This window comes from Paraburkholderia sprentiae WSM5005, from assembly GCF_001865575.2.
Lineage (GTDB): Bacteria > Pseudomonadota > Gammaproteobacteria > Burkholderiales > Burkholderiaceae > Paraburkholderia > Paraburkholderia sprentiae.
In genome coordinates, this window is sequence record NZ_CP017564.2 from 25,655 (window position 1) to 44,407 (window position 18,753).

At 58.3% G+C, this 18,753-nt stretch carries 19 protein-coding genes; all 19 read left to right on the forward strand.

What is annotated here, in order from left to right; genetic code table 11:
• Position 1: 1 nt before the first annotated feature.
• The 19 genes from BJG93_RS33045 (at position 2) to BJG93_RS33135 (ending at position 18,626) form a co-directional block, all read left to right on the forward strand.
• Entirely contained in the window at positions 2 to 1,426 is a 1,425-nt protein-coding gene (locus BJG93_RS33045) for a TrbI/VirB10 family protein (RefSeq protein WP_071336725.1), read from the forward strand.
• Between the two features lie 250 nt (positions 1,427 to 1,676).
• Positions 1,677 to 2,318, forward strand: coding sequence for a hypothetical protein (locus BJG93_RS33050; RefSeq protein ID WP_154671635.1), 642 nt, complete (start codon positions 1,677 to 1,679; stop codon positions 2,316 to 2,318).
• Between the two features lie 82 nt (positions 2,319 to 2,400).
• Positions 2,401 to 2,742, forward strand: coding sequence for a hypothetical protein (locus BJG93_RS33055; protein WP_027193555.1), 342 nt, complete (start codon positions 2,401 to 2,403; stop codon positions 2,740 to 2,742).
• A gap of 227 nt (positions 2,743 to 2,969) precedes the next feature.
• Positions 2,970 to 3,350 (forward strand): hypothetical protein, encoded by a 381-nt coding sequence (locus BJG93_RS33060; protein ID WP_027193554.1) that lies wholly within the window; start codon positions 2,970 to 2,972, stop codon positions 3,348 to 3,350.
• 36 nt (positions 3,351 to 3,386) lie between these two features.
• Entirely contained in the window at positions 3,387 to 4,136 is a 750-nt protein-coding gene (locus BJG93_RS33065; RefSeq protein WP_027193553.1) for a ParA family protein, read from the forward strand.
• Positions 4,137 to 4,147: 11 nt separating this feature from the next.
• Positions 4,148 to 5,260, forward strand: a complete 1,113-nt coding sequence (locus BJG93_RS33070; RefSeq protein ID WP_027193552.1) for a ParB/RepB/Spo0J family partition protein — start codon at positions 4,148 to 4,150, stop codon at positions 5,258 to 5,260.
• A gap of 64 nt (positions 5,261 to 5,324) precedes the next feature.
• Entirely contained in the window at positions 5,325 to 6,617 is a 1,293-nt protein-coding gene (locus BJG93_RS33075) for an ATP-binding protein (RefSeq protein WP_154671634.1), read from the forward strand.
• A gap of 296 nt (positions 6,618 to 6,913) precedes the next feature.
• On the forward strand, positions 6,914 to 7,186 hold the full coding sequence (locus tag BJG93_RS33080; RefSeq protein ID WP_027193550.1) for a hypothetical protein: 273 nt from the start codon (positions 6,914 to 6,916) through the stop codon (positions 7,184 to 7,186).
• Positions 7,187 to 7,231: 45 nt separating this feature from the next.
• Complete coding sequence (locus BJG93_RS33085) at positions 7,232 to 7,753, forward strand: KfrB domain-containing protein (protein WP_027193549.1); 522 nt, start codon at positions 7,232 to 7,234, stop codon at positions 7,751 to 7,753.
• A gap of 99 nt (positions 7,754 to 7,852) precedes the next feature.
• On the forward strand, positions 7,853 to 8,998 hold the full coding sequence (locus BJG93_RS33090) for a KfrB domain-containing protein (RefSeq protein ID WP_071336721.1): 1,146 nt from the start codon (positions 7,853 to 7,855) through the stop codon (positions 8,996 to 8,998).
• Between the two features lie 63 nt (positions 8,999 to 9,061).
• The gene (locus BJG93_RS33095) at positions 9,062 to 9,292 is read left to right on the forward strand and encodes a hypothetical protein (RefSeq protein ID WP_027193547.1); all 231 of its coding nucleotides are present in this window, start codon (positions 9,062 to 9,064) and stop codon (positions 9,290 to 9,292) included.
• Between the two features lie 9 nt (positions 9,293 to 9,301).
• Positions 9,302 to 11,224, forward strand: coding sequence for a KfrB domain-containing protein (locus BJG93_RS33100; RefSeq protein WP_027193546.1), 1,923 nt, complete (start codon positions 9,302 to 9,304; stop codon positions 11,222 to 11,224).
• A gap of 29 nt (positions 11,225 to 11,253) precedes the next feature.
• Positions 11,254 to 12,915 carry a DUF5710 domain-containing protein gene (locus BJG93_RS33105; RefSeq protein ID WP_154671633.1) on the forward strand — a complete coding sequence of 554 codons (1,662 nt, stop codon included), beginning with the start codon at positions 11,254 to 11,256 and terminating at the stop codon, positions 12,913 to 12,915.
• 70 nt (positions 12,916 to 12,985) lie between these two features.
• Complete coding sequence (locus tag BJG93_RS33110) at positions 12,986 to 15,505, forward strand: type IV secretory system conjugative DNA transfer family protein (RefSeq protein ID WP_082194412.1); 2,520 nt, start codon at positions 12,986 to 12,988, stop codon at positions 15,503 to 15,505.
• Positions 15,502 to 16,140: a hypothetical protein gene (locus BJG93_RS33115; RefSeq protein WP_027193544.1), complete on the forward strand. Its 639-nt coding sequence runs from the start codon at positions 15,502 to 15,504 to the stop codon at positions 16,138 to 16,140. Before BJG93_RS33110 ends, BJG93_RS33115 begins: the two co-directional genes overlap by 4 nt.
• Positions 16,089 to 16,811 carry a lytic transglycosylase domain-containing protein gene (locus tag BJG93_RS33120; RefSeq protein ID WP_154671632.1) on the forward strand — a complete coding sequence of 241 codons (723 nt, stop codon included), beginning with the start codon at positions 16,089 to 16,091 and terminating at the stop codon, positions 16,809 to 16,811. The genes BJG93_RS33115 and BJG93_RS33120 overlap by 52 nt, the downstream gene beginning before the upstream one ends.
• Positions 16,798 to 17,172, forward strand: a complete 375-nt coding sequence (locus BJG93_RS33125; protein WP_154671631.1) for a hypothetical protein — start codon at positions 16,798 to 16,800, stop codon at positions 17,170 to 17,172. The genes BJG93_RS33120 and BJG93_RS33125 overlap by 14 nt, the downstream gene beginning before the upstream one ends.
• On the forward strand, positions 17,172 to 17,321 hold the full coding sequence (locus BJG93_RS33130) for a YqaE/Pmp3 family membrane protein (RefSeq protein WP_231337683.1): 150 nt from the start codon (positions 17,172 to 17,174) through the stop codon (positions 17,319 to 17,321). Before BJG93_RS33125 ends, BJG93_RS33130 begins: the two co-directional genes overlap by 1 nt.
• A 999-nt stretch (positions 17,322 to 18,320) precedes the next feature.
• A complete protein-coding gene (locus BJG93_RS33135; RefSeq protein ID WP_063828885.1) occupies positions 18,321 to 18,626 on the forward strand; it encodes a hypothetical protein in 306 nt (101 codons plus the stop codon).
• The last annotated feature ends 127 nt before the right edge of the window (positions 18,627 to 18,753 follow it).

Here is an 18,753-nt window from a genome sequence, read left to right on the forward strand (position 1 = left end):
GATGGCAAATTCGTTTGATTCCCCGGACACTGTGCAGCTGAAAGGCAAGAGCACGGGTGTGACGCGTCTGTCGCGCAAAGCCAAGTTGCTGATGCTGTTCGGCATCGTGGCTGTCGGTGGATTTCTCCTGTTCTCGATCATGAGCATGGACAGCGGCGATAAGCCCGCAGCAACGACCGACGATCCAGATGGGACGGCTGAAAAGAAAGTTCAGTCGGTCGAACCGGCGACGCCGAATCTTCATGGCATCGGCGACGGACAGGTGGGCGTCATGGCTGCGCAAGCATCGGACGCTTTAGGCGCGGGCGCGCCGTCTATCCCCGTTGGTGGCAACGGCGTAGCGGCAGTAACGGTGCCCCCAGTAGGCGCAGGCGCGGTGGTGCCGGTGAGTGGCAACGGCGGCGCACGAACACCCGCGGTCCAATTGTCGAACTCGCAAAACGTGGGTCCGCAAGGGCAGCAATACCAGACGCCAGAGGAAGCAGCGGAGGCGCGAAGAAAGCAGGCTCTGGTGGACGCTCGAAATAAGGCGATCGGCGCCGGTATGGAGATGGGTGGCGGCGACGGCGGCCTGGCTTCCCTCGGAGGCGCTGGGATTGGCGGGACCGTTCCTGCTCTCGGCGCGAACAACCAGCTTAACTCCGCCCTGGCAGCCGCCGCCCAAGCGGCGCAAGCCGCAGCGGCTGGCGGTGGACAGGGTCCGGTGGGTGCGTATGGACAGCCGCAGGATGACCAGAACAAGCAGGTGCGCAAAGAGTCCTTCCTGAAGGCGAGCCAGTCCTCTCCGGACAACGACGTTCTGAAGGAGCTTGTGAAGCCCGCCTTGTCGCCGTACCAGCTGATGGCTGGCACGATCATTCCGGGCGCTCTGGAATGCGGGCTCAATTCTGATCTGCCGGGTCAGACGTGCGCGCGGGTGACCGAAAACGTGTTCGATTCGGCGACCGGCCGGTATTTGCTGATTCCGCAAGGCACGAAGATGCTGGGTACGTATGACAGCCAAGTAGCCTACGGCCAGGAAAGAATTCTCGTCGCATGGAGCCGCCTTATTTTTCCGGACGGAAGCTCGATCAACATTCAGGGTATGCCCGGCGAGGACAATGCAGGCAACGCTGGATTCGATGCCAACGTGAACAACCACTATGCGAAGGTCTTCGGAAGCGCCTTGTTGATGGCGGCGTTCTCGGCCGGCATTTCCGTGTCGCAGAAACAGAGCACAGGTGCTTACGGGTCGCTCAGCAACCAGCAGATAGTCACGCAGTCTGTAGGGCAGCAGCTGGGCCAGACCGGCGCGGCGTATATCCAGAAAGGTATGAATATTCAACCGACGCTGACGGACGCGCCAGGCTATCGCTTCAAGATCGTGGCGACGAAAGACATCGTGTTCCCCGGTGCCTATGTTCCGCGTCCGGCGACCGTTCACTGAAAGGGTACGGTGGGTGTAAGGGGCCGCAGCTGCGGCCCTTTGTTTTTCCAACGTCAGAAAAATTCGTCCTAGTCCGCTAGAGCTGGCCGGATCGTGCGGTCAAAAAGGGACAGGCGACCCGAGATATGTGTTTTTTATCACATCCGTGCATCTTTATGATTTGGCAAACCCCTGGTTGTCCAATAAGATACTCATATATTGATGGCTCACATTTCTGATACGCGGAATGCAGGACACGGACACTCTCCCTATGAGTACGAAAAAGAGCACGACGGCACGACCATCGCGGCCGAAAAGTGCCGCACGACCCGCGACCGGGGTAAAGCGCCCACCTACCAAGTCGGCTGCAAAGAGCAGGGCCAGCGCATCGGAGCAGGGTTCCGCAAAGTCGGCGTCGAAGCGCTCGTCGGCGGCTAAGAGCGTCGAGCGGGCCCGCAAAGCGGAACCAGTCGTCACTGACACGCGCCCTACAGGTGCGCGCGGTGGACGGATCGGCAGACCCAAGACGCGCCTCGAAGACCTTGAGGCAGTGCCGACACGCTGTCCCGCGCATATCTATACGTACCTCAAGGGCATTACACCCTTCCTGTATCCCTCGCTGACGGCGATGTTTGAGGACATGATTGGGCGGTTCCTCAACGAGCAGCCGTGGGAGCACGGCTTGCACTGGCGTAAGCCGAAAACCGCCATGACTTATGCCAACGGCATGGCGGGGACGACCGGCTGGTCGCAGGTGAACATTCAACTGACGCCTGAGTTGAAAGAGCGCGTCACGACGACCGCCGATATGTGCGGCGTGTCTAACGCATGTCTGTGCTACACCGCGATCTTTTGGTGGGTCCAATTTATTTTTCCACCCTCGAAGATGGTGGGTTCAGGCGCGAAGAAGTGAAGCGTGACGATATAGTTTGGAAAGTGGCGCGATAGTTAGGAAAGTCGCCGCAAACACAGGTGCTTCTGGAGGGGCGGTTAAGGTGGCCGATAAGAAGGAGTACATCCAAGTCTTGACGGCATTGGACCGAATCGGTCCTCTCTCTGCGGCACTGAATCAACTGAGCGAAGTTCAGATGGCCACCGAGGACGCCAAGTTGCGGTCCGCGCTCGAAGCGGTCTGTTCATCTATAAGAGGGCAAAATCGCGAGTTGTCAGCGAAGTTGCGTCTTATGGATGATTTTTCCTATCTTGGTGTAGCGGAAGGCAGCTTGCACGCCGGGATTGGAAAAATCGCTGCTTATTGTTCAAAGCAGCGCGATGCGTCCATGCAGCAATGGGAGATTTTGGCTAGGAGAGCCGGTTGGAAGCCGCCGACCAGCTAGGGAATTCCAGACTTTCGCGCGAAATGTTCGCGACTTTATTGTCACAGCAAAGAAGTCGTGGGAAGCGAGCCATCCCCATTTTCGCAGGGGCCGATTGCTTCTTTCCTACGTCAGAAAAAGGGCCGCGCGTGCGGCTTTTTTTTGGCCGAGCACTAATATAAATAATTCATCGCTTGCATATGCGTTGATACATTGATATCATTGTTGCACGCTATAGAGGGGTAGAAATGACCGATGCAAAAGAGCAGAAACAACCCGTTCTGATCAGGCTCCCTCTCCCGATCCAGGACTGGCTGTTTTCCGAAGCGGTCGAGGTGGCGAAGGTTCAACGAGTGCGGATCTCGGTGCCGTCAGTTATTGTCGCGAAGCTCATGGAGCCTTGCGGTGAGGACCAAATCGGGCAAGACGAAGAGCCAGTACCGGATTCCGGCGCTGAGAAGAAGTCAGTGTTGGTCCGACTTCCGATGTCGCTGTACGAGAGGCTTTTCTCCGACTCAGTCGCACTCGCCGAGTCGCGGCGAGTGCGAATGTCCGTACCGTCGCTCGTTGTTGAGAAACTGAGTCGCCTGCACCGGCAGGCACAACGGAAACAATCGGTTAGCCCGTAACTACGGGCGAGCCTGACTAGATCGGGAAAGAGCCAAATGCCGACGAAAATCATCACGGTGACGAACCAGAAGGGTGGCGTTGGGAAGACGACTTTGACGTGCCACCTTGCATTCGCTGCTGCGGAGTCTGGTGCGAAGGTGCTTGTGGTTGATTTCTGCGGACAGGGCAACTCGTCGCAATTTCTGACGCAAAACCTGCGGATCAACAAAGACCGAGGCGGGGCAGAGTTGCTGTTTGAGGGCGGCGACTTGAGGTACACGGACACACCGATGGAGAACCTGAAGGTGCTCCACGGCCATCTGCATCTCGAAGAACTTGATGCGCAAAAGGAAGCGTTGGTGCAACACGCCATCAAGATCCGGAGCCGCATCCGGTCCTTGCCATTCGATTATGTGATCTTCGACACTCCACCAGCGCTCGGGCCGCGTATCGCGAGTCCGCTGATCTGGTCGGACACGGCTTTGCTGACGGTACAGCCGTTGCTGTCGGCTATTACCGGCCTAGATGACACCTTCGACACGATTCGCGGGGTGCAGCGCGTGAACAAGGCGCTTAACGTGCAGATGGTGGTCAACCTCTTCACGAAGTCATCGAAAACGCAGCGCGAGTTTCGGGAGAAGTTGAAGCAGAAATTTGGCCGGACCATCGTTGAGGAATTCTCGCTTCGCACACCGGTGTCCGACGCTCTGCAAAACTACCGTCCTGTCTGGAGCCATGCGCGCGACAAGAAGCTTGGCGCGCACTGGAAGGACTTCGCCAACCGTGTTTTGGATGTGACCGTTTAAGGGATTAATTGATGGGTACGCTCGATTTTTTGAACAGCTTGGAAGCGCCGACGGCACAGGTCATCAGCATTGACATTGACCAGATTGAGCCGGACGAAAAGCAGCCTCGTAAGCGGTTTCACCCTGTCGACGGCAACATTGACGAAGAGGCGCAGACGGCTCTTGAAGAGTTGGCTGACGACATCGCTGCGGTCGGACTAACGCAACCAATCATCGTCCGCGAACTGGACGACGGCCGGTACAACATCATTGCCGGCGAGCGTCGTTGGCGCGCGTTTCGGTTGAACCGCGACCGCGGATTACCGGACTCGCAAGAGATTCCGGCGATTGTCCGACAGGACCTGACCGGCTCAAAGCTGCGCCTCGTGCAGCTTTCGGAAAATCTCCAGCGCGATAATCTCACTGACTTGGAAATCGCCCTGCATCTGCGCGAGACGCTCGAAGAGTATCCCGACCTTCAAAAGCAGGAACTCGCCAAGGTGATGAACAAAAGTAGTCAGTTCGTCTCGCGCGTGCTCGCGCTGCTTGATCCGAAGTGGTCCGATGTCGTGGACTCTGGAATGATTACCTACGCGTCGTTGCTCGAACAGTTCCGGCCGCTTCCTCCCGAAGTACAAGAGCAGTTGAAGGAAAAGGCTCGTGCAGAGGGTCGTCCGCTCACATCGGGCGACATCAGAACGGCCAAAGAGACAGCGAAGGGGCAGCTGAAAGCGCCGCCGAAGCCGACTGGCCCGGTGGGAGTGAATGCCGAGTTGGCGGCGAAGGTGGAAGAGTTGATCGCGCAGCAGGCGCCTGAGAACGAAACCTATCGCCCGAGCGCTGCGGCCAAAGCTGCGGCCCCTTCGCGCGACCGCATCAAAGACACGGGCGGTGAGGCAGTTATCCCGGCTGGCACGGGCGTGCTGAGTGCCGTTGCACAACAGAAGCGGGAAGCACGGCTGACGCTTCAGCAGCTCGCGACCATGCTGAACAACGGCGCACTTTCGGACCTTTCGCACACGGTTGCTCTCTCGCTGCCCGTCGAGGAAATGAAACACTCGATCACCGCACTCGGAGGCACGCTGCCGGAAGACGATAGCCAATTGCCTACGGTCCTGGCTGCGACCATCAACAAACTAGCGTGATCTTAAAGCGGGCCGAAGAGGCCCGCTTTATATTGCCGAAGTGATTTAAAAAAAGGATTCTGTTTTGCGTATTAGCTGGGGCAAAAACGTCGTCAATGGGGCCGATGTCGTATGGGAACCTGGCCGCATTGCGAATCCGCATATCGGGGTCTTTGCAGACAGCGGTATGGGTAAAACCACCATGCTTCGACGGATCGTCAGCGCAATGACGGCGACCGGTCATCCGCGCGTGCGCTTTCATGTCTTCGACGGGCACGGCGATGTCGATATCGAGGGCGCCTCTTCGGTCACGTTTCATGAGTCCTCGGATTTCGGTTTCAATCCTCTGGAACTGAGTGCCGATCCGGAATTCGGCGGTGTTCGCAAGCGGATTCAATCGCTCATCATGGCTCTCAATCAGACATCGGTTCGGCTCGGACCACGGCAGGAGCGCGCTCTGACGCGGCTGCTCGTGGCACTCTACCGGCGCGAAGGGTTCCTGATGGATGACTACACGACGTGGGCGGCGGACCCGGCGAACGGGAAGCGATATCCCACGTTGCAAGATGCAATTGAATACGGCCGGGAGCGCATCAAGATCGTCGCGACGGGATCGAGCCAGCGGGCGGTGAGTGCGCTGCAAGACGTATTCAAGGCTGCAAAGCAGATACGGATCAAGGAAGCAGCGTTGTCGCGCCCAGGCGCAGACGACGAAGTGTTGGCGAAGCTGGAAAAAGAACTGGAGTCGGCTCGCGCTCGCGCGATCGACTCCTTCACCGAAGCGGTTTCGACTGCGCACACTGGCGACGAGTTCGAGGACGCGCTCGACGCGGACGGGCAAAAGGAAACGTTGGAATCCGTCATCGATCGATTAGAGAACCTCTACCAGATCGGGATCTATCGCAGCACCCCGCCGCCGTTGGATACTCGCGCTCGCGTGTGGCGTTACATCATCAAGTCGCTCAGCCGCGACGAGAAGAAGCTGTTCACGCTGACGCGACTTGAAACTATCTTCACCCGAGCAATCGCACGGGGGATCAACAGTGAGCTGATGGACATCTGTGTGCTAGACGAGGCCCATTGGTTCGTGGACGGCTCAGACGATTCAGTCATCAATCGGATGGTGCGCGAAGGGCGAAAATTTGGCATTTGTATGATTTTTGCCACTCAAGCTCCGTCGGATTTTGCCGATATCTTAATGGGCAATCTCGGCACGAAATTGCTATTGGGTCTCGATCACACCAACAGTTCATACGTTGTTCGCAAGTTGGGGTTCAGCGAGGCAAAGCTGAAGTCCATCATTCCGCATCGTCGGGTGCTCGTCCAAATGAAGGGAATTGGCGAGCTGGGAGCCGACGCAACGCTTGTCAGCGTGTAACTCCAAGTCGACACCAAATATATTTATTTGCCATAGTTGTTACAAAAGATGTCTGATGTAACGAGTGGTATCAGGGCGTCGCCTCTGCGGTTTGAATGATTCATGTGGGTTCGTATTGCAATCGTTTGCTGCTGTAGGGCAACGTCGCACGCTTCCAACGTCAGAAGTAGCGTGCGGCCAGGTGGGGGGAGTCGGCGAGTAAATAGCGACAACTCTTTACTTACTGCAAAGTTCGCGTATCATGTCGCTCAAGGGTGACGTGTGGATAGACCAGTTCTGCTCATTGGGGGTTTGTGATGTTTAAGGCTTCGTCGTCGTCGTTCGTGGTTATGGATTCCGCTGTCTTCGCTGAAGAAGGTCACTATGTGCCGCCCGCCGACAAGGTGGTCGCATCGGAAGTGTTGGCACAAGTCTTCGCGGACAATCCGTTGCCCTTTCCGACGAACGCTGATGGGTCGGCGGATATGGCGACTTATATGCAGTGGTTGAGCGCGACGTGGGACGCCGGAATGGCCGCGTTTGACCGGATGTCGGAGATTCACGCGCCGCAAGGCACTGCCACGGCGTAAAGAGTTGGTATATAGTTCCGTGTAGTACACATTCACGGATACAGTATGACCGAGCAGGATTTCACGGACCTCGTCCGGGATACGAAGCTGACCCAAGCGAACCGCGACGCGGCTCGTTTGGTCCTGGTGGACAACATGAAGCCGGTAGACGCGGCTGCTCAGTCCGGTATCTCGAAGCAGCGTCTCAGTCAGATTCTCACTGTCGTCCGCACGGCTGAAGAGAAGCGCAACGAATCGCAGCGCGCCGGAGCATCCGCCATCTCCGATTCGGTCGCCGCTGTCGACGCAAGCTACGCAGTGGCGGTCAAGTCCGCGCGTGACCTGTACGGCGACGATACCCTCATCCAGACGCCCAATCCCAACGGTCGCGCAGTCGGCGAGATTGTCGGCCGTACCGATTTTCACGCCGTGCAATCGGTGGGCCGCAGTGCTGTAGTCATTCACGACCTCGCCAAACTGGACCGCGCGCCGGCAATCGGTCGCATTGTCGCGATCGACTACTCGCGAGGCATAGGTGTTGTGTCAGACCGGACCAAAGAGCAGGACCGCAGCGGCGTCACCCGTTGATTGAGCGGAGCGACATTTCCGGCTGGTCAATGAAGCGCCGCTAAAACCCGGATTTATTGATGCAATGTGATTTAATATAATCACTAAGGAGCGAGTACGATGGCTGACACCCTGACAGAAAAGGTAACGGCGGCAGAAGCTGCGGCACCGCGTAGGGCGCGTGCTCAGCGACGGCTCGATCCCGATGTGAAGCGGCAGCGGCTCAGTCCACTTGATGGCGATTCCGATGGCGTGTCGATCACGTTCGACGGCAGCGATAGCTACGTCGTGCGGTTCGACTATAACCCGGATCTCATCTCGCAGATCCGCAAGATTCCGGGCGCGCAGTTCGACGGCGCAGACGCCTGGCGGGTGCCGGTTGGTCAGTACGATGCACTGGCTGAGGTAGCGGTTTCGATGCGGAAGGAATACTTGCTCGATTCCGCGTCACATGACCGGATCGCGGCGCTGGCCGATCAGGCTGCGCGCGGCCGGCAGGCGACACCCGACGCTACGCCTCTTCTCTCCGACTTCCATCCTCGCGGCGAGCCGCTGCTGGGCGAAATCATCGCGGTCAACGATCGCTACGCCGCTCAGTTCACGGGTCTGGGCAAGCGGGATGGCGTCGCCTTCGTGACGCTGCACCGTCTGGCCGATCTGTCAGACGCGGTGCTGAAAGGCGACAAGGTTTCAATCGCGTATGACCAAAAGGGACGCGCGAAGGTTGAGCAAAGACTCACGGCAGAGGAAAGGCTCGATGCTTCGTTGGGTACGTCGGTGGATGGTGTGAAAGTCACAGAGGAAGCGGGGCAGTACAAGATCGAGTTCGACTATAGCCCCGCGTTGAACGATCGCATTGCCCGAATCGACGGCGCTGAGTTCAAGCGTGACGAAAAGGTTTGGACCGCTGATGTGAACCTTAAGTCTTTCGTTGCGCGAGCAGTGAACGAGATGCGAGCCGAAGTGGTGGCGGATCGAGCAGACCGCGATCAGATAATGGAAGTCGCTGCGGAGCGCATTGATTCGCCCAAGGCGTATGACGCCTTCACCGGGGACGGCCACTCGTACAGTGGACGTGTGCTCGCGATGAATGACAGGTACGTCTTGCAACACAGCGGCAAAGACCACGTGACGCTGCATCGTGCGCGCAGCTTCGAAGAACTGCCTGCGGCGGGACAGAACGCGCGGATCTCTTACAAGCAGGGCAAGGCCCAGCTGACTGAGCAATCGCGCGACCGAGAGCGAAATCAGCGCATTGCACGCTGATCTGTGGCGCGCCTAGCGTCGCAGAAATTGCACAAGTGAATTTATTAATCTAGGAGTCGCAACTTGATCCAACCAGCGCAGGCGGTGCATCTGGCTCAGAGGACCGTGAAACGTCTCGATGTCTCTTTCAAAAAACTGCACGAGGGCAGCGAGGAACGTGCACAGGCGCTGCTTTATGCAGCGTTCTTGTCCGACGTTCTGTCCGGAGCCATTCCGCCAAACCAGGGGGAAGTCATCGACATGCTGGGCATGGTCGAGCAGTTTTGCCGGCTGGTCGAATCACGAGACGACTAGGAGCGAAAGATGAGCGATTTTCAGTCGAAAGCGGCTGGCATATTTGAGCGGTTCGCCGAAAAGCTGGCTGCTGTGGATCTTCGTACTGCGGCATCGGTGACTGCGATGGTTGGCGTGGGCGTCGTATTCGCGGGTATCGCCCGCGAGATGCAAGGGCAAGAGCACCTTTTGCAGTCGGGGGGCGCATTGGCCGTTGATGCGTACAAAGACGCGATGTCGCATGCACAACTCGGGCTAGGAACTTGGGTTCGCGAGGGTGTTCTAGGGAAGCTCCACTCGTTCGGCGGAAACACTCAGGCAAAGGGGTTTGCGCTGATGGCGGGTGGCCCGGCGCTCGAAGCCGCTTCGGTGTCCCTTGCCCGTGGATTCACCAATATGCGCGAGTCCATTTCCACTGCTGGTCAGAAGTTTTCCCGTATCGCGGCGACGCGCGATGAAATCAACCCTTTGCAGGACAGACAGGAGCCGATCATGGCGAAACAAAACCAGCAAGACGTAGTTGCAGACGTAGCTCACGATCCTCTGGCGGGGTACTCGTACACAGCTGGGAAAGAGCTGAAGACGGCGGGGGGCGAATACTTCGTCACAGCCGGTAGCGGCGGTTCGCGCGTCGGCTTCCTGCCTTCGTCCGGTTCGCTGGACGGCGCTCTACAGTTCGAATCGGCTGAGCAGTTGGACGCGCACCTCGCCGGCGTTTCCGAAAAGGATCGGAGTGCGGTCAAGGCGTTCGTTCGCCAATCCGCGGAGCGGGCTAAAGAGCCCGTCGAAAATGCAATCGCACGCGCGCCGCTGGCGGGCGCTCAAACCGGCCTCGAGGACCGATTTGCGAAGGTTGATTGGTTTTACGCGTACTCGGACGATTCGTCGGTCCGTGCGGCCGGCGCCGCCCAGGTGCAGGAGGCGTTGAAAGATCTGGAGGCGCTTGCAAAAACCGATCCGGAATCGGCCAAGGCCTTGTGGAGCCAGTATGGCCCGAAGACCATCAGTGCGCCCGAATTCCTGCGGGACGCGGGAAGCGAGTTGTCGGCAAGTGTCGCGCCCGTCGTCAGCACAGAGGCACCGCTGGGGGAGCAGGGTGGCGAAGCCAAAGACCGTGTGAACGAGGAAGCGGTCGAAAACTCTATCTCAGCCGCGCCGGGTCGTGCGCCGCGATCGCAGACGCCGGTTCAGGAAGACGCCTTCATGCGCGCCCCGCGACCGGGCCAGCCATCGCTGGCCACTGCCGCTGGGACTGGTCAAGCGAAGCCCGTTCCAGCGGCCGAGAAGGATGGGCCATCAACATTGCTCAACGGGCGTTTCGTTCGTCGCGACAATGGTGAGTATTTTCGGGTAGCGGACGGGGAAGAGAGCAAGCGCGTTGCCTTGGTCGATGAGAGCGACAAGATTCGTTTTGTCGACAAGCAGATGGACGCATTCCAAGCCGCTATCGAGCTGGCGAAGCACAAGGAATGGGAAGCTATTCTTGTGACGGGAACTGAGAAATTCCGCGCCGAAGCGTGGCACCACGCGCGCATGGCCGGCCTCGAAGTCGTTGGGTATGAGCCGACCGAGAAGGATCTCGCGACGCTGGAAGCGGCGCAGAGCGCGGGTCGCACAGAGGGTGTGACGCCACGTCCGGCAGTATCCGTAAGGGGTGTTTCCGAGTCGAAGGCTGCGGCGGTCGATCACGCAGTCAAGGGTGGCTCTGTTGTACTGGCCACCAACGACGCCAATGGCCGGTATGCCGGGAAAGTCGTACACCAGACGGAGCATCACATCGTTCAGGACGTGGGCAAGAAAGCGGCGGTTATCCACGACAAATCCCGTTTCGATGCAGCGGCACTGAAACGCGGCATCGACCGGGGCGACAGTCTGCGCATCCAATACGAGAAAGGGCGGGCCGGCATCGACGCCGGACAGGATCGGGGTAAGTCGCAAGCCTTCTCGCGGTAGTCCGATCTTTTCTGATGAGGGATTTAAAAATGAGCGTATCGACGCCCGAAGCGACTTCGAAGCATGGTCCACTTCCAACGTCAGAAGTGACGGGGCAGGCGAGCAGCCGTCAAGGCCGTCGATACCTCTTCGTGCCCTTCGAAGAAAAAGACGAAGCACACAGATTGGGCGCGCGTTTTGACGGTAGGAAAAAGTCATGGTTCGTGCCGCACGGTGTTGACGATGCCCCATTTGCGCGTTGGCTCGACCCGAAGGAGATAGATGTCGAACAGCAATTCGCGGAGGCTTGCGCGAGGCTCGGTGTTGTCTACCCAGGGGTGAAGGAGTCGGAAGGATGGATGGTCACTACGGTAACGACAAGCCGTGACCAAAAGGCATTGAAGGGAGCGTATCGGGTTGTATTTGGTGACGCGCCCAATGGCTACATCTCCAATCACGATACTGGCGAGAGTGAAGCGTGGTTTCCGCGCGGCAAGGTACTGACAATCGAGGACCGCGAAAAGCACCGCAAATTGCTCGAAGAAAACCGCAAACAGCGCGAGGACACGACCAGTCAGGAGCGCGAGCGCGTCTCGCAACGTGCGACAGCGAAGTGGGCGACGCTGGAAACGGCGCTGACGCACCCTTACGCTGAGCGGAAGCAGGTAGGTGTGTTCGGCCTGCGGCTCGATGGCGAGAGGCTGGTCACGCCGCTCGCAGACGTTGACGGGAAAATCTGGAGCCTTCAGTACATCGACGCACGCGGCGGCAAGCTCTATGAATCGGGCGGCCAGAAGACAGGAAACTTTCATGTGCTGGGAGACCTGCAGGCCGGTAAGACGGTTCTGTTCGGCGAGGGTTACGCTACCTGCGCGTCCCTGCATATGGCAACCAGACTGCCCGTTGTGGAAGTATTCGACAGCGGCAATATCGCGCCCGTCATTGCGCAGCTCGCGCCACGACTTGAGGGAAAAACGCTCATCATCTGCGGCGACGATGATGTACTTACCCGCGACAGGATCGTGCGGACGGTCAACAAGACCGCGCATTCCGAGTACGCGAAGGGGCGGCTGCAACTCAAGGGCGGCATTGCCGACGACGAAGTTCTAATCGACGGCGTTGCGCGTCCTCTTCGGGCAAATCCCGACTGCACGTTGCGGTTAGCCTATGAGCAAAGCCCGGAAGGCGTGCAACGCGTCGTGGGCGAATTCGTCCACAAGCGCGACAAGGTGGCCGTGAAAATCGCGAACGTAGGTCGCGAGAAAGCCTTGGCGGCTGCTGCCGCGCATGGTGCGCGGACGGTGTTTCCGGTATTTGAGTCGCTCGCAGACGGTCCCACTGATTTCAATGATCTGCAAGCCCGCGAAGGCTTGGCGACCGTGCGGCGTCAGATCGGTATGGCGATGATCGGACAGACGCATCAGGCCACCCCTGAAAAAACCCCGGCGGAAGTGGCGCGCGCAGCGATCGGCGAGGGCGTAGTGCTCAACGAGGCGAAACACAACGGCCGATACGTGGGAGCGGTTGTCGGCAACACGACCTCGCACGCGGTGCAAGACGTCGGGCGTCAGACAGCCGTGGCTCACGATCTTGGCAAACTGGACCGCGTCCCGCGAGTCGGCGTCGACGCCAGAATCGTCTACAGCAATGGCCGCGGGGAAGTCGCTGTTAAAGACGCAGAACAGGAACGAGCCCACGCCAGAAGCCGTTAGGCGCTATGAGTCGATATCTTTTTACTGTACTATTCTGCTATAGATAAATCACAGTATAAGGATTGTCACCATGCGTGCTGGCCAGAGTAATCGGTCCGTTCACTTCAGTGCCTCAATCATCGTCGTTTTCCTTTTTGGAATGGCGCTGTCCTCGTGGGCTGCGACGCAGTATTTCGCGCATGCCGTCGAATACCAGGACGGACTTGGCGACTATGTGTGGAAGGTCGGTCCGACCGTGCGGATCTATCAGCCGTTTTCGTGGTTCGGATGGGCGGCGCAGTGGATGAGTTCCACGGGGCAGCTAGAAACATACGTCACGCGCATGCTTCTGGTCCTGTGCGGCGGTGGAGTGCTGAGCCTGCTTGGCGGCTTTTACCTCTATTACCGGAGAAGTTTGAAAAGCGAGAAGCACGACGATCTGCACGGGTCGGCTCGATGGGCGAACGAGCGAGACATCGAAAAAATGGGTCTGGTGACTTATGAGCGCTGGGAAGGTCCGCTTTTCCGCCGAAAGCGTGTCCACCGTAAGGCCACCGGGCCATACCTCGGTGCGTTCGATACAAGCGCTGGTCGCAAGGTCTTGCGGTACAGCGATCCCGCGCACTTGGCCTGCGCTGCTCCTTCACGAAGCGGTAAGGGCGTCGGGCCAGTATTGACCACTCTGCTTTCCTACCCGGCGAGTACGGCAGTCAACGACATCAAAGGCGAAAACTATGAACTGTCGAGTGGTTTTCGCCACTCGGCTGGCTCGCTTGTTATCAAGTTCGATCCTACGTCCGTCGATCAAAAGAGCATCGACGGACGTTCGCGTTACAACGCTGCGGCCTATTGGAACGTGCTCGATGAGATTCGCACGTACACCGAGTATGACGTTATGGACGCGCAAAACGTGTCGCAAGCAATTGCGGACCCGGACGGCGAAGGGATGGACGATCACTGGGTGAGCACGTCCTACGAGTTGCTGGTCGGCGTGATTCTCCACGTGAAGTATTACGAGCGGGACAAGTCCCTAAGTGGCGTCTCGACGTACTTGGCCGATCCGAGCTTTAGCGATCCCGAGCAGATGTACACGCGCATGATGAATGCGGAGCATGATCCTGACGGAATTATGGGATGGCTCGATTCGGAAGGCAATCCGACGAAGACTCATCCGCAAGTCGCCATTGCTGCACGCGCCATGCTCAACAAGGAAGAGAAAGAACGCAACAGTGTCTTGTCGACTGCCAAGACGAAATTAAGTCTGTACACGGAGCCGATCGTGGCGCGCAACACGTCGCGTTCCGACTTCTGCGTGAATGACTTGATGAACCACGAGAAGCCAGTGAGTCTCTACATTGTGATTCCGCCGTCAGACAAGAATCGACTGCGTCCGCTGGTCCGCTTGTTCATCACGTTCCTCATTCTGCGTCTCACGCGAAGCATGGGGTTCGAAGACGGGCGCGGCGTGAAAGACTATCGCCATCGTCTGCTGCTTTTGGTCGATGAGCTTGCGTCGCTTAAAAAGATGGAGCAATTGCAAGATGCGTTGTCATACATGGCTGGCTACGGCATTACCGCGTTCCTGTTCTTTCAAGACTGGATTCAGCTGCGCGACGCATATGGCGACAAGGAGACGATCACGGCTGGTTGCCAGCTGCGCATTGCCTACGCGCCGAACACTATTGACACGGCGGAAGACGTATCCAAGATGACGGGTATTACCACCGTCAAGCGGCAGAACGTCTCCTACAGCGGCACGCGTATGGGCGCAATGCTGGGTCAAATGAGCGTCTCTGAAGAATTGGTTGAGCGGCCATTGCTGACAGCTGACGAAGCGAGCCGCCTGCCGCGCGACGAGATGTTGATCTTCAATACAGGCCATCCGCCGATCCGCGCAAAGAAGTTACGGTACTTCGAGATGCCTGTGTTTCAACAACGGGCGGCAATGGCCAGTCCCAGCCGAGTCTACATGACGTTCTCCGAAGGGAAAGGCGTAGGCGTCAAGTGGTTCATGGTGGCCGTTGAGCGCATCGACGGAGCCAAGGATCTCGCAGTGACCATCAATACGTACTCGGATTTTCCGGAGGTCGCGCTGGTCATCAAGCAGGAGCACGTCGAGCGCGAGTCGATTCTTGAATTCGAGTATGCGCTCTTCGATGGCGCAGGCAAGCCGGTGAATCGAGCACTCTCAATCGAAGACCTTAACTTTGTGGCCCGCCCGATCGGCGACTGCGCCGATTTCGATCCGAATGAGGCGTTCGAACTTCATTTCATGGTCAGGGACGTATCGGACTACAAGCGTTTTTCGCAGTCGGGCTTCTATCGCGACATATCCGTTTTCGAGCGCGAAGCGCGACGCAAGGTGCGCAAGCTATTCCACGAATTCGAGGAAGCAGATGGGAAGCCGACCGAAGCGACGTTAGAACGCGTCGTCACGGACGGAAAGTATGCAGGGAAGGTGCTGCTTGTGACGAGACACTACATTGCTATCCACAAACTGCACGATCGCGAGCAAGTGTCTCTGCACCGAATCTCGAAGCTGAACCGTTCTGCGAAGGTGGGCGAGTCGATCACGATTACCTACACCGGGAAGAAGGGGGTAGTAGCTTGATCGACTTCTTGGAGCGCTCTAAAGCGCCCGCAGCGCATCGTGGAATCAGTGTCCGTGTCCTGCCGGGACTTGACGCTGTCCAGATGTCGCGTGCCGCCGCATTGCACCTGTACATGCTGCTTCAGCGGTACAACTGGTGTCTGTCCAGCGTCAACGATTACCGCATCCGCTGGGCGGAATTCTGGCCAGCGCGAAAGCCAGTCGAGCGCGCGTTGCTCGTCCTGTTCGTCACAGCGAACAACGGCGGCGAGTTCGGCCGGCGAATGGTTGCCGTTGATGCACCTGTCGACTTCGAGGCGTTCGAGCTTTTGCCAAATGTCGCGCCCGCCAGTCCGGTCGTTGCTCGGGAATTCGATGCGCTGCTGGCTTTGCATTACAGCAGACTGGCCGACCAGGCAGATATTTGCGACTGGCTTCGGCGCCGATGCCCGAAAGAGTTCGCGTTGCTTGTCTCCATCGGTGGGCTCTCGCCGGCGTTTCGGAGCGGTCGCTTAGACCCGGAGCACGTCCGGCAATCGTCGCGTGCCCGCTTCATTGAATGCGGGTGGGATAGGAAAGGTGCGTCGGCTCTAGCGACGGCGATTTGCAGGCATTTGATGTGGTTCTACAAAACAAAAGAGGCGGCACTATGCTAAAAACTTTGGCCTCGCTCTGTGGCGGCGTCGTAGTGCTTCTGGCTGGCAGCGCACACGCGGAGGATCTGACGGCGATGATGCAGCGTTGCGCGCCCAACGTTCATCCGACGACACTCAGCGCGATCGTGAAAACGGAGTCCAGTGGTCGCATGTACGTGCTGCTGGATAATGGTCCCGCTAATCTGCCGTTCTCAGTGCGCAAGACGATGCTCCGCACGATCTATCCTGAGTCGGCAACCGAAGCGGCGTCGATCGCGCGCGATCTCATTTCGCGCGGGCACCTTGTGGACATGGGATTGACGCAACTCAATAACCGTAACCTCGCTGGCTTGGGCCTATCCGTCGAGCAGGCGCTCGATCCCTGCACGAATCTATGGGCGGGCAGCACGATCCTCTCCAATTTCTACGCGAATGCGTCGAAACAGTATCGCGATCAGCAGAGCGCATTGCTGGCCGCCATTTCCGCCTATAACACCGGCGACTTCGAAAGGGGTTTCAACAACGGCTACGTCAAGACCGTCATTCGCAATGCAGGTCAGCCGGTACCGGCGTTGCTCACAGCGGGGCCGCGCGTGAGCACGGGCGGGTCTTCACGTTCGGGCGGAAGAGTCGCGCATCGCAGCGGTCTGCTTGACGCAAAGTTCTCGGAGCTTGAAGTTGAGTTCCGTTGAACGCATCGGCACTGCATCGGTGCCGCCTTCGCTTCTCCTGTCGGCGTTGAGACGGGTCGGAATGCGCTTGCCGATCGTTCACGACGTGGAGGGCTATTTCACTCCGAGCGACCAAGCCGCAAGCGGCTCGCGAATTTTTGGGACATTGGAAACGTCGGACGCTCGCGTACTTGTCGGTTTCGACCGCGCCAAAGTGGAGTTGCCTGCCGGGCCTGGACCGATGCGCGTGAGCGGCAAGATGTGGTTGGGCGAGCGGACAAGCACGGTAACGCTCATGGTCAATCGCTACACCCTCCTGAAAGCCGCCCAGCTGCCGGCTGGTCAAACGGGCGACGCTCTCGCTGCTGTCGAGGACACTTGATGTCTTATCTCACCGCGCTCGTATTCCCGTGGTTCACGTTTCTCGAACTCGGCCGCGTCCGCGATGCGCGTCTCTGTATGGCGTTGCAACTAACTGTCATAGGCTGGCTCCCCGCGACAATATGGGCGCTCCGCGCTCGCGCCGCGTAGGCCCGCGTAAAAGAGTGGCAATTCGCACCAAAGAGGTCTTGCTACGCAGAAGATCGACGCGTATAGTCGAATACAATGATATAAAAATATCACTCATGGCAGATACGAGCGTTGATGCCTTCCACTTAGGTTAACAATTGTGACTGGACGAGATGACGACGACGGTTCGATGCCCATGATGCTTCGCTTGCCAGAACGGGCCAAGCGTCTCCCGGATCGCGGCGGCAATTCCTTTGTCACTGACCTTGAGCTACTAACGAGAAACCGGCTGACGGCTAGGGCTCGCGCATCGGCGGTCGGAAGGTTTTGGCGAGTGTCCGTGAGAGAGCCGAACCCGTCGCTTACGGCAGTAGTCGCGGTATGGCTGGATGACCCTGACCTCGAATTTTTCGCAATGTTGGTTGAGTCTCTGTTGCTACCTGCACACGCAGCACGAAGAATGACGAATCATGGATACCGACCATCAAACTCCGCGGCCAGTGGCCGAAAAGCGGTTGGCGCGATACAACGGCCGATACAGCAAGACGAAGCGGGGCTACGTCGTCGCGGTGGTGGAGCAGCGGGCCGGCGATCGGGTGTTAGTGGAGGGAATCGGACAAGATGGGTGGCTCAGGCGCTTTATAGTGAAGAGTGAGAATCTGCGACCGCTCGCAGGTGAATTGTTCTAGCGACTTCTGACGTTGGAAATGTCGGTACCGGCCTTGCGCTTCTACCTTGAGTCACATATTTATATTACTATGTGGCCCATGTAGTACGGGGCTGGCGACCGCATGGTTTGCCAGAAATGGTACAGGTCGCGCCTGTACCGCGATCTGACCGATGCGCCGTAGGCGTGCGGACAGGCGATTTCTGCTGACGTTGGAAGGCGCACAATGAAAAGACGTGCCGATGAGGCCCAACTCGGGTTTGACTTTACATTTAATGAGACGGTTGCCGCGATCGAGCGCATCAACGAAGATGCTGCGGCTGACCCAATAGACGAACAGACTGGAGCTAAAAATGCTGGAAGGCCAACTCAAACCACTGGACGTGGCCAAGCGCGTCCTCCAACCGGATACGATCTCTTCAGTGCGCCAGAGCCCGTTTCATCTGCGCGCGTGGACGATCCTCGACCGCTGGGCGCTGAACTCGCCGCAGCGACTGAAGGCGCTGGAAACGCAGGGCGAAGTGATCTTGCTGGGCCGTCTGCTGGACCAGCAGACGGCGGAGCACGAGGCGTTGATGGACGCGTCGGAGATGTTGCAAACGGGAGTGTCGGAGTCGGAAGTCCTGGCGCTGGCGAACATCTCGACCGAACTGAGCTAGAACAGACAGCACAGCCGGCTCTCGCGCGCGCGCCGATCGACATTGAACCGCCGACCGACTACGTCATCAGTGACGCGGACCGACTGGGCGAAGGCGGCGCAAAGACGAAGTATCGCGAAAACGTCGC

What these genes read in the sequence shown, in the direction of transcription:
- BJG93_RS33070 (WP_027193552.1), top strand. Translation starts at nt 4,148, where the DNA reads ATGGGTACGCTCGATTTTTTGAACAGCTTGGAAGCGCCGACGGCACAG.
- BJG93_RS33100 (WP_027193546.1), top strand. Translation starts at nt 9,302, where the DNA reads ATGAGCGATTTTCAGTCGAAAGCGGCTGGCATATTTGAGCGGTTCGCC.
- BJG93_RS33065 (WP_027193553.1), top strand. Translation starts at nt 3,387, where the DNA reads ATGCCGACGAAAATCATCACGGTGACGAACCAGAAGGGTGGCGTTGGG.
- BJG93_RS33060 (WP_027193554.1), top strand. Translation starts at nt 2,970, where the DNA reads ATGACCGATGCAAAAGAGCAGAAACAACCCGTTCTGATCAGGCTCCCT.
- BJG93_RS33130 (WP_231337683.1), top strand. Translation starts at nt 17,172, where the DNA reads ATGTCTTATCTCACCGCGCTCGTATTCCCGTGGTTCACGTTTCTCGAA.
- BJG93_RS33105 (WP_154671633.1), top strand. Translation starts at nt 11,254, where the DNA reads ATGAGCGTATCGACGCCCGAAGCGACTTCGAAGCATGGTCCACTTCCA.
- BJG93_RS33080 (WP_027193550.1), top strand. Translation starts at nt 6,914, where the DNA reads ATGTTTAAGGCTTCGTCGTCGTCGTTCGTGGTTATGGATTCCGCTGTC.
- BJG93_RS33085 (WP_027193549.1), top strand. Translation starts at nt 7,232, where the DNA reads ATGACCGAGCAGGATTTCACGGACCTCGTCCGGGATACGAAGCTGACC.
- BJG93_RS33135 (WP_063828885.1), top strand. Translation starts at nt 18,321, where the DNA reads ATGCTGGAAGGCCAACTCAAACCACTGGACGTGGCCAAGCGCGTCCTC.
- BJG93_RS33110 (WP_082194412.1), top strand. Translation starts at nt 12,986, where the DNA reads ATGCGTGCTGGCCAGAGTAATCGGTCCGTTCACTTCAGTGCCTCAATC.
- BJG93_RS33090 (WP_071336721.1), top strand. Translation starts at nt 7,853, where the DNA reads ATGGCTGACACCCTGACAGAAAAGGTAACGGCGGCAGAAGCTGCGGCA.
- BJG93_RS33050 (WP_154671635.1), top strand. Translation starts at nt 1,677, where the DNA reads ATGAGTACGAAAAAGAGCACGACGGCACGACCATCGCGGCCGAAAAGT.
- BJG93_RS33045 (WP_071336725.1), top strand. Translation starts at nt 2, where the DNA reads ATGGCAAATTCGTTTGATTCCCCGGACACTGTGCAGCTGAAAGGCAAG.